The organism is Streptomyces sp. NPDC021080, assembly GCF_044333225.1.
Lineage (GTDB): Bacteria > Actinomycetota > Actinomycetes > Streptomycetales > Streptomycetaceae > Streptomyces.
The window spans coordinates 594336-607106 of the sequence record NZ_JBIRQM010000003.1; the positions used below are offsets into that span (position 1 = coordinate 594336).

General features: G+C 72.3%; 13 protein-coding genes. 9 read left to right on the plus strand and 4 right to left on the minus strand.

Annotation, left to right across the window (positions count from 1 at the left end):
• Nucleotides 1-110: 110 nt before the first annotated feature.
• A complete protein-coding gene (locus ACH4S8_RS09930) occupies nt 111-755 on the minus strand; it encodes a helix-turn-helix domain-containing protein (protein ID WP_398392197.1) in 645 nt (214 codons plus the stop codon).
• A gap of 77 nt (nt 756-832) precedes the next feature.
• On the opposite strand from ACH4S8_RS09930, the gene ACH4S8_RS09935 reads away from it, so the two are divergent.
• The 5 genes from ACH4S8_RS09935 to ACH4S8_RS09955 all read left to right on the plus strand — a co-directional run bounded on the left by ACH4S8_RS09935 (nt 833) and on the right by ACH4S8_RS09955 (nt 5652).
• Entirely contained in the window at nt 833-1801 is a 969-nt protein-coding gene (locus tag ACH4S8_RS09935) for an NAD(P)/FAD-dependent oxidoreductase (RefSeq protein ID WP_398392198.1), read from the plus strand.
• A gap of 73 nt (nt 1802-1874) precedes the next feature.
• Complete coding sequence (locus ACH4S8_RS09940; protein ID WP_398392199.1) at nt 1875-3413, plus strand: ATP-dependent DNA ligase; 1539 nt, start codon at nt 1875-1877, stop codon at nt 3411-3413.
• Nucleotides 3410-3886, plus strand: coding sequence for an NUDIX domain-containing protein (locus ACH4S8_RS09945; protein WP_398392200.1), 477 nt, complete (start codon nt 3410-3412; stop codon nt 3884-3886). Before ACH4S8_RS09940 ends, ACH4S8_RS09945 begins: the two co-directional genes overlap by 4 nt.
• A 109-nt stretch (nt 3887-3995) precedes the next feature.
• Entirely contained in the window at nt 3996-5387 is a 1392-nt protein-coding gene (locus tag ACH4S8_RS09950) for an NADP-dependent succinic semialdehyde dehydrogenase (RefSeq protein ID WP_398392201.1), read from the plus strand.
• Nucleotides 5388-5412: 25 nt separating this feature from the next.
• A complete protein-coding gene (locus tag ACH4S8_RS09955) occupies nt 5413-5652 on the plus strand; it encodes a DUF6213 family protein (protein ID WP_151470505.1) in 240 nt (79 codons plus the stop codon).
• 78 nt (nt 5653-5730) lie between these two features.
• Here ACH4S8_RS09955 and ACH4S8_RS09960 read toward each other — a convergent pair whose 3' ends face one another.
• Both ACH4S8_RS09960 and ACH4S8_RS09965 read right to left on the minus strand, forming a co-directional pair.
• Entirely contained in the window at nt 5731-6426 is a 696-nt protein-coding gene (locus ACH4S8_RS09960; RefSeq protein ID WP_398392203.1) for a transcriptional regulator, read from the minus strand.
• A gap of 200 nt (nt 6427-6626) precedes the next feature.
• Complete coding sequence (locus ACH4S8_RS09965) at nt 6627-7856, minus strand: acyl-CoA dehydrogenase family protein (protein WP_398392204.1); 1230 nt, start codon at nt 7854-7856, stop codon at nt 6627-6629.
• A 169-nt stretch (nt 7857-8025) separates the two neighbouring features.
• On the opposite strand from ACH4S8_RS09965, the gene ACH4S8_RS09970 reads away from it, so the two are divergent.
• Complete coding sequence (locus ACH4S8_RS09970; protein WP_398392205.1) at nt 8026-8670, plus strand: TetR family transcriptional regulator; 645 nt, start codon at nt 8026-8028, stop codon at nt 8668-8670.
• 75 nt (nt 8671-8745) lie between these two features.
• Here ACH4S8_RS09970 and def read toward each other — a convergent pair whose 3' ends face one another.
• Nucleotides 8746-9285 (minus strand): peptide deformylase, encoded by a 540-nt coding sequence (def, locus tag ACH4S8_RS09975; RefSeq protein WP_398392206.1) that lies wholly within the window; start codon nt 9283-9285, stop codon nt 8746-8748.
• A gap of 153 nt (nt 9286-9438) precedes the next feature.
• Between def and ACH4S8_RS09980 the strand changes: the two genes are divergently transcribed.
• The 3 genes from ACH4S8_RS09980 to ACH4S8_RS09990 all read left to right on the plus strand — a co-directional run bounded on the left by ACH4S8_RS09980 (nt 9439) and on the right by ACH4S8_RS09990 (nt 12725).
• Complete coding sequence (locus ACH4S8_RS09980; protein WP_339127947.1) at nt 9439-10677, plus strand: MurT ligase domain-containing protein; 1239 nt, start codon at nt 9439-9441, stop codon at nt 10675-10677.
• A 19-nt stretch (nt 10678-10696) separates the two neighbouring features.
• Nucleotides 10697-11425 carry a type 1 glutamine amidotransferase gene (locus ACH4S8_RS09985; RefSeq protein ID WP_398392207.1) on the plus strand — a complete coding sequence of 243 codons (729 nt, stop codon included), beginning with the start codon at nt 10697-10699 and terminating at the stop codon, nt 11423-11425.
• Nucleotides 11426-11699: 274 nt separating this feature from the next.
• Nucleotides 11700-12725, plus strand: a complete 1026-nt coding sequence (locus ACH4S8_RS09990) for a 6-phosphofructokinase (RefSeq protein ID WP_398392208.1) — start codon at nt 11700-11702, stop codon at nt 12723-12725.
• The last annotated feature ends 46 nt before the right edge of the window (nt 12726-12771 follow it).

The window sequence follows — 12771 nt, forward strand, 5'->3', positions numbered from 1 at the left end:
CGGTCGCTTGCCGCCCTGGGAACAGCGGACCGCCGTCGTCTTCGCCACGCCCTGCGCCGACGCCTTCGCCACACCCGGCGCCGACGCCCCCGGCCGCCCGCCGGCGGCCCTCAGTCCTCCTTGGACCGCGCCTTGGGCCGTGCCCGTACGTGCATCCGCTCGCCCTGCGGCCCGAACAGGCTCAGGAACTCGGCGGGCCCCTCCCCCGTCGACCCGAACCAGTGCGGCACGCGGGTGTCGAACTCCGCCGCCTCCCCGGCCTCCATCACCACGTCGTGCTCGCCGAGGACCACCCGCAGCCGTCCGGAGAGCACGTACAGCCATTCGTAGCCCTCGTGGGTGCGCGGATCGGGCTCCGCCGTCCGCTTCGGTTCGAGCACCTTGTAGGCCTGGAGCCCGCCCGGCTGGCGGGTCAGCGGCCAGTACGTCCGGCCGTGCCGCACGATCGGCTCGGCACGCACCCGGGGGTCGTCGACGGGCGGGGCGCCGACCAGCTCGTCCAGGGCCACCTGATGGGCCCGCGCGATGGGCAGCAGCAGCTCCAGGCTGGGCTTGCGCAGGCCCGACTCCAGACGCGAGAGCGTGCTCACCGAGATGCCCGTCGCCTCGGACAGCCCGGCCAGGGTCGCCCCGCGCTCCTTCCTGATCCGCCGCAGCCGCGGACCCACCTCGGCGAGAACCGCGTCCGTCGTCGCCTCGCCGGCCGCCTCGTGCCCGCCGGGACCACTCTCGCCCGCACGGGCCGCGTCACTCATCCCTCTATTGCAGAATCGGCAAAGCCATTTGTCAATCCGGCGGGCTTCGGGCGATCGTCCGGGTGGAGGTGGTCACCATGACCGAGAGCATGACCGAGACCATGACCGAGACATACGAAGTGGTCGTCGTCGGCGGCGGCACGGCGGGGCTCTCCGCGGCCCTGGTCCTCGGACGGGCGCGGCGCCGGACGCTCGTCGTCGACGAGGGCGAGCCACGCAACGCGCCCGCCGCGCACCTGCAGGGCTATCTGACCCGCGACGGCATGCCGCCCGGCGAGTTCCTCGCCGAAGGCCGGCGCGAGGTCGAGGGATACGGGGTGGAGATCGTCCGGGGCCGGGTGGTGGACGTCGCCCGGGACGGCGCCGGGGAGTTCGACGTCACGATCGGCTCCGGAACCACCGTCCACGCGCGCCGGCTGATCGTCACGACGGGGCTGGCCGACGAGATGCCGCCGGTGCCCGGCGTCGCCGAGCGCTTCGGGCGCGATGTGCTGCACTGTCCGTACTGCCACGGCTGGGAGGTGCGTGACCAGGCCTTCGGCGTGCTGGCCACGACCCCGATGAGCGTGCACCAGGCACTCATGGTCGGCCAGTGGTCGAAGGACGTCACGCTGTTCCTGCACACGGTGGCCGAGGACGAGCTCTCCGACGAGGACCTGCGCCGGCTCGCCGCCGCGGGCGTCGCCGTGGTGCCGGGCGAGGTCGCGGAGCTGGTGGTCGCGGACGGCCGGCTCACCGGCGTACGGCTCGCGGACGGGACCACGTACGACCGCTCGGTGCTGTTCGTGGCGCCGCGCCCGGTGCCGCGGACCGGACTGCTGGAGAGACTGGGCGCACAGCTGCGGGAGACCCCGTTCGGCAGCTACCCGGTCGTCGACCCGACCGGGCTGACCAGCGTGCCCGGCGTCTGGGCGGCCGGCAACTCCGCCGGTTTCGCCGAGCAGGTGGTGAACGCGGCGAGCGGCGGATACCGCGCGGCGGCCACGCTCAACGGCGAACTCCTCTTCGCCGACCTCGACGCGGCGATCGCGCGCGGGCAGGGCTGAAACACGTCGCACGGGGGCACGTCCTGGGTCCCGTACGGGTGTGAAGCGGGCGCTCGCGTTGCACGATGGCTGCATGCTGCTGAGCCGGCTCGCCCATGTGTCCCAGGAGGTCGCCGCCACCTCGGCGCGGTCCCGCAAGACCGCTCTGCTCGCCGAGCTGTTCCGGGACGCCGAGGCGGACGACGCGCCGATCGTGATCCCGTACCTGGCGGGCCGCCTGCCGCAGGGCCGCATCGGCGTCGGCTGGAAGGTGCTGAGCACACCGGTCGCCCCCGCCGACGGACCCACCCTCACCGTGCGTGAGGCCGACGCCCGGCTCACCGCGCTGGGCCGGCTCTCCGGCACCGGTTCGCAGGCCGAACGGGCCCGCCTGGTGGGCGAGTTGATGGCGGCGGCCACCGGGGAGGAACAGCGTTTCCTGTTCGGGCTGCTCACCGGCGAGGTGCGCCAGGGCGCGCTGGACGCGCTCGCGGTCGAGGGGCTCGCGGAGGCGACCGGCGCGCCCGCGGGGGACGTACGACGGGCGGTGACGCTGGCGGGTTCGCTCTCGGCGGTGGCACGGGCCCTCCTGGCGGACGGTCCGAAAGCATTGGACGGCTTCCGGCTCACCGTCGGCCGCCCGGTGCTGCCGATGCTGGCGCACTCCGCCTCCTCCGTCTCCGAGGCGGTCGGCAAGCTCGGCGCCTGCGCGGTCGAGGAGAAGCTCGACGGCATCCGGGTGCAGCTGCACCGCGACGGCGAGGAGGTCCGTGTCTACACCCGCACCCTCGACGACATCACCGAAAGGCTGCCCGAACTCACCTCTGCCGCAAGGGAGTTGCAGGGTCAGCGGTTCATCCTGGACGGCGAGGTGATCGCACTGGACGACCGCGGGCGGCCGCGTTCCTTCCAGGAGACGGCCGCCCGGGTGGGGTCCCGCGTGGACGTGGCGACGGCCGCGGAGACCGTGCCCGTCTCCCCCGTCTTCTTCGACGCCCTGTCCGTCGACGGGCGCGACCTGCTGGACCTGCCGTTCACGGAGCGGCACGCGGAGCTGGCACGGCTGGTTCCCGAGCCGATGCGGGTCCGGCGGACGCTCGTCCGGGGCCCGGAGGACGCCGGACGGGCCGAGGCCTTTCTCGCCGACACGCTGGAGCGAGGGCACGAGGGCGTCGTGGTGAAGGCCCTCGACGCCCCGTACGGCGCGGGCCGGCGCGGTGCCGCCTGGCTCAAGGTCAAACCCGTGCACACCCTCGACCTGGTGGTCCTGGCGGCCGAATGGGGTCACGGGCGGCGCACCGGCAAGCTCTCCAACCTGCACCTGGGCGCCCGCACCGGCGACGGCTCCTTCGCCATGCTCGGCAAGACGTTCAAGGGCATGACCGACGCGATGCTCACCTGGCAGACCGAACGGCTGCGGGAGCTGGCCGTCACGGACGACGGCCACGTGGTGACCGTACGCCCCGAGCTCGTCGTCGAGATCGCGTACGACGGCCTGCAGCGCTCCACCCGCTACCCGGCCGGTGTCACCCTCCGCTTCGCCCGGGTCGTGCGCTATCGCGAGGACAAGCCGGCGGCCGGGGCCGACACCGTCGACACCCTGCTGGCCGCCCACCCGGAGGTGACGCGATGAGCGGAGCACAGCACGGAAGGAGGAGCGCGGGACTGCTGTTGTTCCGGCACACCGACCACGGCATGGAGGTATTGGTCGGCCATATGGGCGGCCCGTACTTCGCGCGGCGCGACGCCGGGGCCTGGACGCTTCCCAAGGGCGAGTACGAGCCCGGCGAGACGGCCTGGGACGCCGCCCGCCGCGAGTTCCGCGAGGAGCTCGGGCTGCCGCCGCCCGACGGGGAGGCCATCGCGCTCGGCGAGGTCACCCAGACGAACGGCAAGGTCGTCACGGCCTGGGCGATCCAGGCGGATCTCGATCCGGCGGCGGTGGTGCCCGGCACGTTCACGATGGAGTGGCCGCCGAGGTCGGGGCGGCGGCAGGAGTTCCCCGAGCTGGACCGGGTGGAGTGGATGACCCCGGAGCGGGCCCGGACTCTGCTGGTGAGTGCCCAGACCGTGTTTCTCGACCGGCTGGCGGAGCACTCGGCCTGAGAGCCGGTGTTCGGCCAGGAGCTCCGGCTCACCTCGGGGCCCGCCCGCGTTGCGCCGCGCCGCACCGCGCGGGAGGGTCGGGGAACAGTCAGCTCTCAGGAGGTCGGCCATGCCCATCGCGACGGTGAACCCGGCGAACGGCGAGACGCTCAAGACGTACGACGCCCTCGGCGCCGAGGAGATCGAGCGCAGGCTCGCTGCCGCCGACGCCACGTTCCGCACCTATCGCACCACCCCGTTCGCCGAGCGGGCGCGGCTCATGCACCGCGCCGCCGATCTCCTGGACGAGGATCTGGAGGACATCGGCAGGGTGATGACCACCGAGATGGGCAAGCCGGTCAAACAGGCCCGGGCGGAGGCCGCCAAGTGCGCCAAGGCGATGCGCTGGTACGCCGACCACGCCGAGGACCTGCTCGCCGACGAGCTGGCCGCCCCCGCCGACGCAGCGGACTCCGGGGCCTCCCGGGTCCTCGCGCGCTACCGGCCGCTCGGCCCCGTGCTCGCGGTGATGCCGTGGAACTTCCCGCTCTGGCAGGTGGTCCGGTTCGCCGCGCCCGCGCTGATGGCGGGCAACGTGGGCCTGCTCAAGCACGCCTCGAACGTGCCGCAGACCGCCCTGTACCTGGAGGACCTGTTCCGCCGGGCGGGCTTCCCCGAGGGCTGCTTCCAGACGCTGCTGATCGGGGCGGGTGCCGTCGAGGGCGTCCTGCGCGACCCGCGGGTCAAGGCGGCCACCCTCACCGGCAGCGAACCGGCGGGCCGCGCGGTCGCCTCGGTCGCCGGGGACGAGGTGAAGAAGACGGTGCTGGAGCTGGGCGGCAGCGACCCGTACGTCGTGCTGCCGTCCGCGGACGTGGAGCGCGCCGCGACGATCGCCGTCACCGCGCGTGCGCAGAACAACGGGCAGTCGTGCATCGCCGCCAAGCGGTTCATCGTGCACACCGACGTGTTCGACGCCTTCGCCGAGCGGTTCGCGGCGGGCATGCGGGCCCTGAAGGTCGGCGACCCGCTGGAGGAGGACACCGAGATCGGGCCGCTCTCCACCGAGCAGGGCCGCGCCGACCTGGAGGAACTGGTGGACGACGCCGTCGCGAACGGCGCGACGGTGCTGTGCGGCGGTGAACGCCCCGACGGTTTCGGCGCCGGCTGGTACTACGCGCCGACCGTGCTCACCGACATCACGCCCGCCATGCGCATCCACCTGGAGGAGACGTTCGGGCCGGTCGCCACGCTGTACCGGGCCGGGGACCTGGACGAGGCGGTGGCCCTCGCCAACGACACCCCGTTCGGGCTCAGCTCGAACGTGTGGACCCGTGACGAGGCCGAGGTGGAGCGGTTCGTACGTGATTCGGAGGCGGGCGGGGTGTTCGTCAACGGGATGACGGCCTCTCACCCGGCATTCCCCTTCGGAGGGGAGAAGCGGTCCGGCTACGGGCGGGAACTGTCGGGGCACGGAATCCGCGAGTTCTGCAACATCACCACCGTATGGCACGGAGCGTGAGCGTTCCGCAGCTACGATCCCTTGTGTGAACCGCGAAGTGACCCTCCCCCTGATCGTCGACGACCGCGGCACGTTGCAGGTGGCGGCCGCCGACGTCAGCAAGCTGCTGCGCACGGTGGGCGGCCGGTGGCTGCATCTGGTGGAGGCCGGCCAGGACGGTCTCGACGAGGACACGGTCGCCGCGCTCACGATCGAACTGGCCAAACTGGCCGACCGGATCGACGTCGCCTGCATCGCGCACAGCAGCGGCCCGAGCGGCCGCTGAACGCTTCGACGACGGCGCCGGGCCGGAGCGGCGGACGGTCTCCCCTTGACGGACGCCACTCCGGCCGGTGGTGCCGGCTCAGGCGACCCGCTGGTCCAGTTCCCACAGCGCGTGCCAGAACCTCGTCTCGTAGGCCTGGAGCAGGCGTCCGTGGCGCAGGACGTCGTCCAGCGAGATCCGGTCGGCGTCGAGACCCGCCTGCACGGCGGCCAGTGCCGCGTTCTCCAGTTCGGGCGCGGGCGCGGCGAAGAGGTCGAAGAAGCCGCAGGCCTTGTCGCCGAAGCCGTAGTGGCGGCGCAGGGCCTCGGCGATGGTCTCGCAGTAGCCGCCCCACGCCGCGACGTTGGCGCCGAGCGCGAGGACCACGTCGACCGGCTCCCCGTTCAGGGCGAGCAGGGCGACGTACGCGGGGTAGGCCTGGCAGTCGGCCAGCGGTTCGTACTCCGCCGCCCGTGCCTCGTCGGCTCCCACCGCGGCGGCGAACGCGGCGAGCCGGTCCCCGGCCGTCACCTCGCCCTCGGCGAGCATCTCGAAGAAGGCGGCGCTCGCCGGGTCCGGGGCCGACGTCCGCGTGCCGGCGGCCGAGCGCTCGGCCAGATGAACGAACGCGCGGTGGTCCGCGGCGATCACGTGACGCTCTTCCAGGGCGAGGGCCGCGAGCGTGCCGAGCTGGGCGGCGCCCCGGGCGATCAGGGGCAGCAGCCGGTTGGCATGGGGGTCCGGGGCGAGTTTCCCGGTGACGCCCTCCAGCAGTTCCCTGGCCGTCCGCGTCATCGCGCGCTCCTTCGGTCCGGCTGACTCCGAGCCCCCGCGACCAGAGTGCACGCTCGCCCCCTCTTCCCGGTGCTCCGACGCGAAATCCCAGGTCCGGTGGGGTGACGGTGGTACGCGAGGGCGGGGCGCCCCGGGACGCCGGTGATCACCGGCGTCCCCGTCGCGGGAGCGCGGAACGGGACCGGCCGTGCGCGGGAGCGTCAGCGGATCGGCATCCCCGACAGGGTGCGGGCGATCACCAGGCGCTGGATCTCGCTGGTGCCCTCGAAGATCGTGTAGATGGCCGCGTCGCGGTGCATCCGCTCCACCGGGTACTCACGCGTGTAGCCGTTGCCGCCCAGGATCTGGATCGCCTGGGCGGTGACCTTCTTGGCCGTCTCGCTGGCGAACAGCTTCGACATCGAGCCCTCGGCCGCCGTGAACTGCTTGCCGTTGACCGCCATCCAGGACGCCCGCCACACCAGCAGCCGCGCCGCGTCGATCGAGGTGCGCATGTCGGCGAGCTGGAAGGCGACGCCCTGGTTGTCGATGATCGGCCGGCCGAACTGCTCCCGCGTCTTCGCGTAGTCGAGGGCCACCTCGTACGCGGCCCGCGCGGTGCCCACCGCCATGGCGCCGACGGCCGGACGGGAGGCCTCGAAGGTGGCCATCGCAGCGTTCTTCACCCGCTCGCCGCCACCCGCCCTGGCGCGCTCACGGGCCCGGGCGAGGCGCTCGTCGAGCTTCTCCTTGCCGCCGAGCAGGCAGGAGCCGGGGACGCGGACGTTCTCCAGGACGACCTCGGCGGTGTGCGAGGCGCGGATGCCGTGCTTCTTGAACTTCTGGCCCTGGGACAGGCCGGGCGTGTTCGGGGGCACGATGAAGGAGGCGTGGCCCTTGGAGCCGAGTTCCGCGTCGACGACCGCGACGACGACGTGGACGTTGGCGATGCCGCCGTTGGTCGCCCAGGTCTTCGTGCCGTTCAGGACCCACTCGTCCTTGGCCTCGCCGTAGACGGCACGCGTGCGCATCGAGGCGACGTCGGAGCCGGCGTCGGGCTCGGACGAGCAGAAGGCGGCGACCTTGACATCGTTGGCATCGCCGTACATCTGGGGGATCCAGGTGCCGATCTGCTCCTCGGTGCCGTTGGCGAGCACGCCCACGGCGGCGAGGCCGGTGCCGACGATGGACAGGGCGATGCCCGCGTCGCCCCAGAACAGCTCCTCCATGGCCATGGGTATGCCGAGGCCGGTGGCGTCGAAGTACTGCTGGGCGTAGAAGTCGAGGGAATAGATGCCGACCTTGGCGGCTTCCTGGATGACCGGCCAGGGAGTCTCCTCACGCTCGTCCCATTCGGCGGCCGCGGGACGGATGACATCGGCGGCGAAGCCGTGCAGCCAGTCCCGGACCTCCTTCTGTTCGTCGTTGAGCTCCATGGTGAACTCGGCCATGTCCCCTCCAGCGCTGCATTAAGCTGTTACTTGCGGTAACTGGAGTGTGTTACCGGCTAGTAGGAAAAGTCAACTCCCGGGTTGGGCTCGGCATCCCGTTCGATACCCATACGACGATCAGTGTTAGTTTGCGCAGGCGTCACCGAATCACCACGGGTGGGGAGAGCACATGGACACCACACAGCGGACCGATCAGCAGAAGTCCGCCGACCGCCGCCGGCGCGAACTGCTGGAAGCCGCCGACAGAGTGGTGCTCCGCGACGGCCCCGGGGCCTCCATGAACGCCATCGCCGCCGAGGCCGGCATCACGAAGCCCATCCTGTACCGCCACTTCGGCGACAAGGGCGGCCTCTACGCCGCCCTCGCCAAGCGGCACACCGACGCACTCCTCGAAGCGCTGCGGGCGGCGCTGGACGCCCCGGCCGAACGGCGTGAGCGCGTCGAGGCGACGCTCGATACGTACTTGGCCGCCATCGAGGCGCGACCGCAGGTCTACCGGTTCCTGATGCATCCGGCGGAGGGCGGCCAGCCGGGCGACCCCGGCTTCGACGTGGGCAAGTACTCCGCGCCGGTGCTGCGCCGCATGGGCGAGGAACTGGCCGAGGTCATCGAGGAACGGGTGGACCTCGGGCCGGGCAGCCAGCAGCTGGCGCGGGTGTGGGGCCACGGCATCGTCGGCATGATGCACGCCGCCGGGGACTGGTGGCTCGGCGAACGGCCGTGCTCGCGCGCCGAGTTGGTCCGGAGCCTGGCCGACCTGCTGTGGGGCCGGCTCGCGGCGGCGGGCGACCGCCTCGGTGGCCCCGGCTTCTGACCGGGGCTCACGCGGACACCCCGTCACAGCACACGGCACCGCCCGCCGGAGACGGCCGGCGGGACCGAAGGACCGTCAGCCGCTCCAGGAGGCCCGTGTCACCTGGCGCAGCAGCCGCCGGCGGCGCCATCCGGTGAGCCGGTCCGCGTACACCCCGCCCTCGAGGTGGTCGCACTCGTGCTGGAGGCACCGCGCGAACCAGCCGGTGCCGTGCACGGTGACCGGCTCGCCGGTGACCGTGCGGCCCTCGACGACCGCGTGGTCGTACCGCTCGGTGCCGGCCTCCAGACCGGGCAGCGAGAGGCAGCCCTCCGGTCCGCGCAGGACCACGCCGTCCGCCTCGACGAGACGTGGATTCACCACATGACCGACATGACGGACATCGTCGTCGTCCGGGCAGTCGTACACGAAGACCCTCAGGCCGACGCCGATCTGGTTCGCGGCGAGACCGACGCCCTCGGCGGCGTACATCGTCGCGAACATGTCCTCGACGAGCTCCGCGAGTTCGGGGCCGAATTCGGTGACGTCCTCGCAGGCTGTACGCAGGAGGGGGTCACCCAGCAGGATGAGGGGCCGGACGCGCCCGTGCGTGCCGGGGATGGATCCTTGTCGCATGGCGGCAAGGGTACGGTCCTGGTAGGCGCGCGCAGGTCGCGCCGGCACCGAGGTGGTGCCGCGATTCGGGCCCGTGAGCGGATCTCGATAGGCTGAGCCCCACATGTGCCGGGGGCAGGGGCGCGGCGCGTACGCAAGGAGGATCGAGAAACGATGTCAGGCAACTCGGACCCGCTGTCGCCGCGGGCCAAGCTGGCCGTGACGGCGGGCAAGGCGGCGGCAGCCGTCTCGCGAGCCGCCGGACGCGGCAGCGGATCGGTGATCGGCGGCCGGGTGGCGCTCAAGCTCGACCCCGACCTGCTGGCGAGGCTCGCCACGCACCTGGACGTGATCCTGGTGTCGGCGACCAACGGCAAGACCACGACGACCCGGCTGATCGCGGAGGCACTGCGCGCCGCGGGCCCGGTCGTGTCCAACGCGCTCGGCGCCAACATGCCCGCGGGCATCACCTCGGCGCTGGCCGGCGGCTCGGACGCCAAGTTCGCGGTCATCGAGGTCGACGAGAAGTACCTCGCCGGTGTCGCCCGTGACACCGACCCGAAGTGCATCGCGCTGCTGAACCTCTCGCGCGACCAGCTCGACCGCGCCGCCGAGACCCGGATGATGGCCGAGCACTGGCGCGAGGGGCTGGCCGGTTCCAAGGCCGTCGTGGTCGCCAACGCGGACGACCCGCTGGTCGTCTGGGCCGCGTCCTCCTCGCCGAACGTCATGTGGGTGGCGGCCGGCCAGATGTGGAAGGAAGACGCCTGGTCCTGCCCGTCGTGCGGCGGCGTGATGCAGCGTCCCGGCGACGACTGGTTCTGCGGCGAGTGCGGCTTCCGCCGTCCGACGCCGACCTGGGCGCTGTCCGGGGACCACGTCCTCGACCCGCACGGTTCCGCGTGGCCGATCCACCTCCAGCTCCCGGGCCGGGCCAACAAGGCGAACGCCGCCTCCTCGGCCGCCGTGGCCGCCGTCTTCGGGGTGCCGCCGCAGGTCGCCCTGGAGCGCATGTACCAGGTGCAGGCGGTGGCCGGACGCTACGACGTGGTCCAGTTCATGGAGCGCGACCTGCGTCTGCTGCTCGCCAAGAACCCCGCGGGCTGGCTGGAGACCTTCTCCCTGATCGACCCGCCGCCGACCCCGGTCATCCTGTCGGTGAACGCGCGCGGCGCCGACGGCACCGACACCTCCTGGCTGTGGGACGTCGACTACACCCGCCTGACCGGACACCCGATCTTCGTCCTCGGCGACCGCAAGCTCGACCTCGCCGTCCGCCTCGAAGTCGCCAACCAGCAGTTCCAGGTCTGCGACACCCTCGACCAGGCCGTGCAGATGGCACCGCCCGGACGCATCGAGGTCATCGCGAACTACACCGCGTTCCAGGACTTGAGGCGTCGTGTCGGCAACTGAGCCACGGAGGACGAAGAGAATGACTGACAACAGCCTGCGCCTGGTGTGGATCTACCCGGACCTGCTGAGCACCTACGGCGACCAGGGCAACGCCCTCGTCGTGGAGCGCCGGGCACGCCAGCGCGGCCTCGACGTGGCCCGTGTCGACGTGCGCAGCGACCAGCCGGTGCCGACCTCCGGGGACATCTACCTCATCGGGGGCGGCGAGGACCGGCCGCAGCGGCTCGCCGCGGAGCGGCTGCGCCGCGACGGCGGTCTGGAGCGCGCGGTCGGCAACGGCGCGATCGTGTTCTCCGTCTGCGCCGGCTACCAGATCCTCGGGCACGAGTTCATCAACGACCTCGGCCAGCGCGAGCCGGGCCTCGGCCTGCTCGACGTGGTCTCGGTGCGCGGTGAGGGCGAGCGGTGCGTCGGCGACGTCCTCGCGGACATCGACCCGCGGCTCGGTCTGCCCCAGCTGACCGGCTTCGAGAACCACCAGGGCGTCACCCACCTCGGACCCACCGCCCGCCCGTTCGCGAACGTGCGGCTCGGCAAGGGCAACGGCACGGGTGACGGCACCGAGGGCGCGTACAACGACACCGTGTTCGGCACGTACATGCACGGGCCCGTCCTCGCCCGCAACCCGCAGATCGCGGACCTGCTGCTGAAGCTGGCCCTCGACGTCAACGCGCTGCCGCCGACCGACGACCGCTGGTACGAGGCACTGCGCGCCGAGCGCATCGCGTCCGCCCAGCAGCCCGCGTAGGGCCGACCCGCTCCGGCGGGCAGGAGGAACCGTTTCTCGAGGAGGAACGGTTCCTCTTCGCGTTTCCGGGAGAGGAACCGTTTCGGCGTCGCGAAACGACCCCTCCGACCCCTCCCCGGGGCCCGTCTGAAACGGCATCCGCACAGGTGAGCGGGGGTGTCCAGCAGGCGGACGCACGGTACGGCGCGAGCACCTCCCGCCGGTAGGCTGGCGGGGATCCTCACCGGACAACGTGGTCCGGTCCCCGGACCACGTTGAGAAGGTATTTCGGGCTATGCGCATTGGTGTCCTCACGTCCGGCGGCGACTGCCCCGGCCTGAACGCCGTCATCCGATCGGTCGTACACCGCGCCGTCGTCGACCACGGCGACGAGGTCATCGGCTTCCGGGACGGCTGGAAGGGTCTTCTGGAGTGCGACTACCTCAAGCTCGACCTCGACGCGGTGAGCGGCATCCTCGCTCGCGGCGGCACCATGCTCGGCTCCTCCCGGGTCCAGCCCGCGCATCTGCGTGACGGCGTGGAGCGGGCCAAGGGCCACGTCGCCGACCTCGGGCTCGACGCGATCATCCCGATCGGCGGCGAGGGCACGCTGAAGGCGGCCCGCCTCCTGTCGGACGGCGGCCTGCCGATCGTCGGCGTGCCGAAGACCATCGACAACGACATCGCGGTCACGGACGTCACCTTCGGCTTCGACACGGCCGTCGGTGTCGCGACCGAGGCCCTCGACCGGCTGAAGACCACCGCCGAGTCCCACCAGCGCGTCCTGATCGTGGAGGTCATGGGCCGCCACACCGGCTGGATCGCGCTGCACTCCGGCATGGCCGCGGGCGCCCACGCCATCGTCGTACCGGAGCGGCCCTTCGACATCGAGGAGCTGGCCGCCCGGGTCGGCGAGCGGTTCGCGGCGGGCAAGCGGTTCGCCATCGTCGTCGCCGCCGAGGGCGCCAAGCCCCGCGAGGGTTCGATGCGCTACGACGAGGGCGGCAAGGACATCTACGGCCACGAGCGCTTCGCGGGCATCGCCCGGCAGCTCTCCATCGAGCTGGAGGAGCGGCTCGGCAAGGAGGCCCGGCCGGTCATCCTCGGGCACGTGCAGCGCGGCGGCACCCCGACGGCGTACGACCGCGTGCTCGCGACCCGCTTCGGATGGCACGCCGTGGAGGCCGTGCACCGGGGCGAGTTCGGGATGATGACCGCGCTGCGCGGCACCGACATCGTGATGGTGTCGCTCGCGGAGGCGGTCGAGACCCTCAAGACGGTTCCGGACGAGCGCTACGCCGAGGCGGAGTGCGTGCTCTGAGCCGTACGCCGTCGGAACCGCCCCCGGCCGCAGTCGCGGCCGGGGG

Bases quoted from the DNA above. Each gene is read 5' to 3' on its own strand.
- ACH4S8_RS09930 (WP_398392197.1), bottom strand. From the start codon at position 755: ATGAGTGACGCGGCCCGTGCGGGCGAGAGTGGTCCCGGCGGGCACGAG.
- ACH4S8_RS09935 (WP_398392198.1), top strand. From the start codon at position 833: ATGACCGAGAGCATGACCGAGACCATGACCGAGACATACGAAGTGGTC.
- ACH4S8_RS09940 (WP_398392199.1), top strand. From the start codon at position 1,875: ATGCTGCTGAGCCGGCTCGCCCATGTGTCCCAGGAGGTCGCCGCCACC.
- ACH4S8_RS09945 (WP_398392200.1), top strand. From the start codon at position 3,410: ATGAGCGGAGCACAGCACGGAAGGAGGAGCGCGGGACTGCTGTTGTTC.
- ACH4S8_RS09950 (WP_398392201.1), top strand. From the start codon at position 3,996: ATGCCCATCGCGACGGTGAACCCGGCGAACGGCGAGACGCTCAAGACG.
- ACH4S8_RS09960 (WP_398392203.1), bottom strand. From the start codon at position 6,426: ATGACGCGGACGGCCAGGGAACTGCTGGAGGGCGTCACCGGGAAACTC.
- ACH4S8_RS09965 (WP_398392204.1), bottom strand. From the start codon at position 7,856: ATGGCCGAGTTCACCATGGAGCTCAACGACGAACAGAAGGAGGTCCGG.
- ACH4S8_RS09970 (WP_398392205.1), top strand. From the start codon at position 8,026: ATGGACACCACACAGCGGACCGATCAGCAGAAGTCCGCCGACCGCCGC.
- def (WP_398392206.1), bottom strand. From the start codon at position 9,285: ATGCGACAAGGATCCATCCCCGGCACGCACGGGCGCGTCCGGCCCCTC.
- ACH4S8_RS09980 (WP_339127947.1), top strand. From the start codon at position 9,439: ATGTCAGGCAACTCGGACCCGCTGTCGCCGCGGGCCAAGCTGGCCGTG.
- ACH4S8_RS09985 (WP_398392207.1), top strand. From the start codon at position 10,697: ATGACTGACAACAGCCTGCGCCTGGTGTGGATCTACCCGGACCTGCTG.
- ACH4S8_RS09990 (WP_398392208.1), top strand. From the start codon at position 11,700: ATGCGCATTGGTGTCCTCACGTCCGGCGGCGACTGCCCCGGCCTGAAC.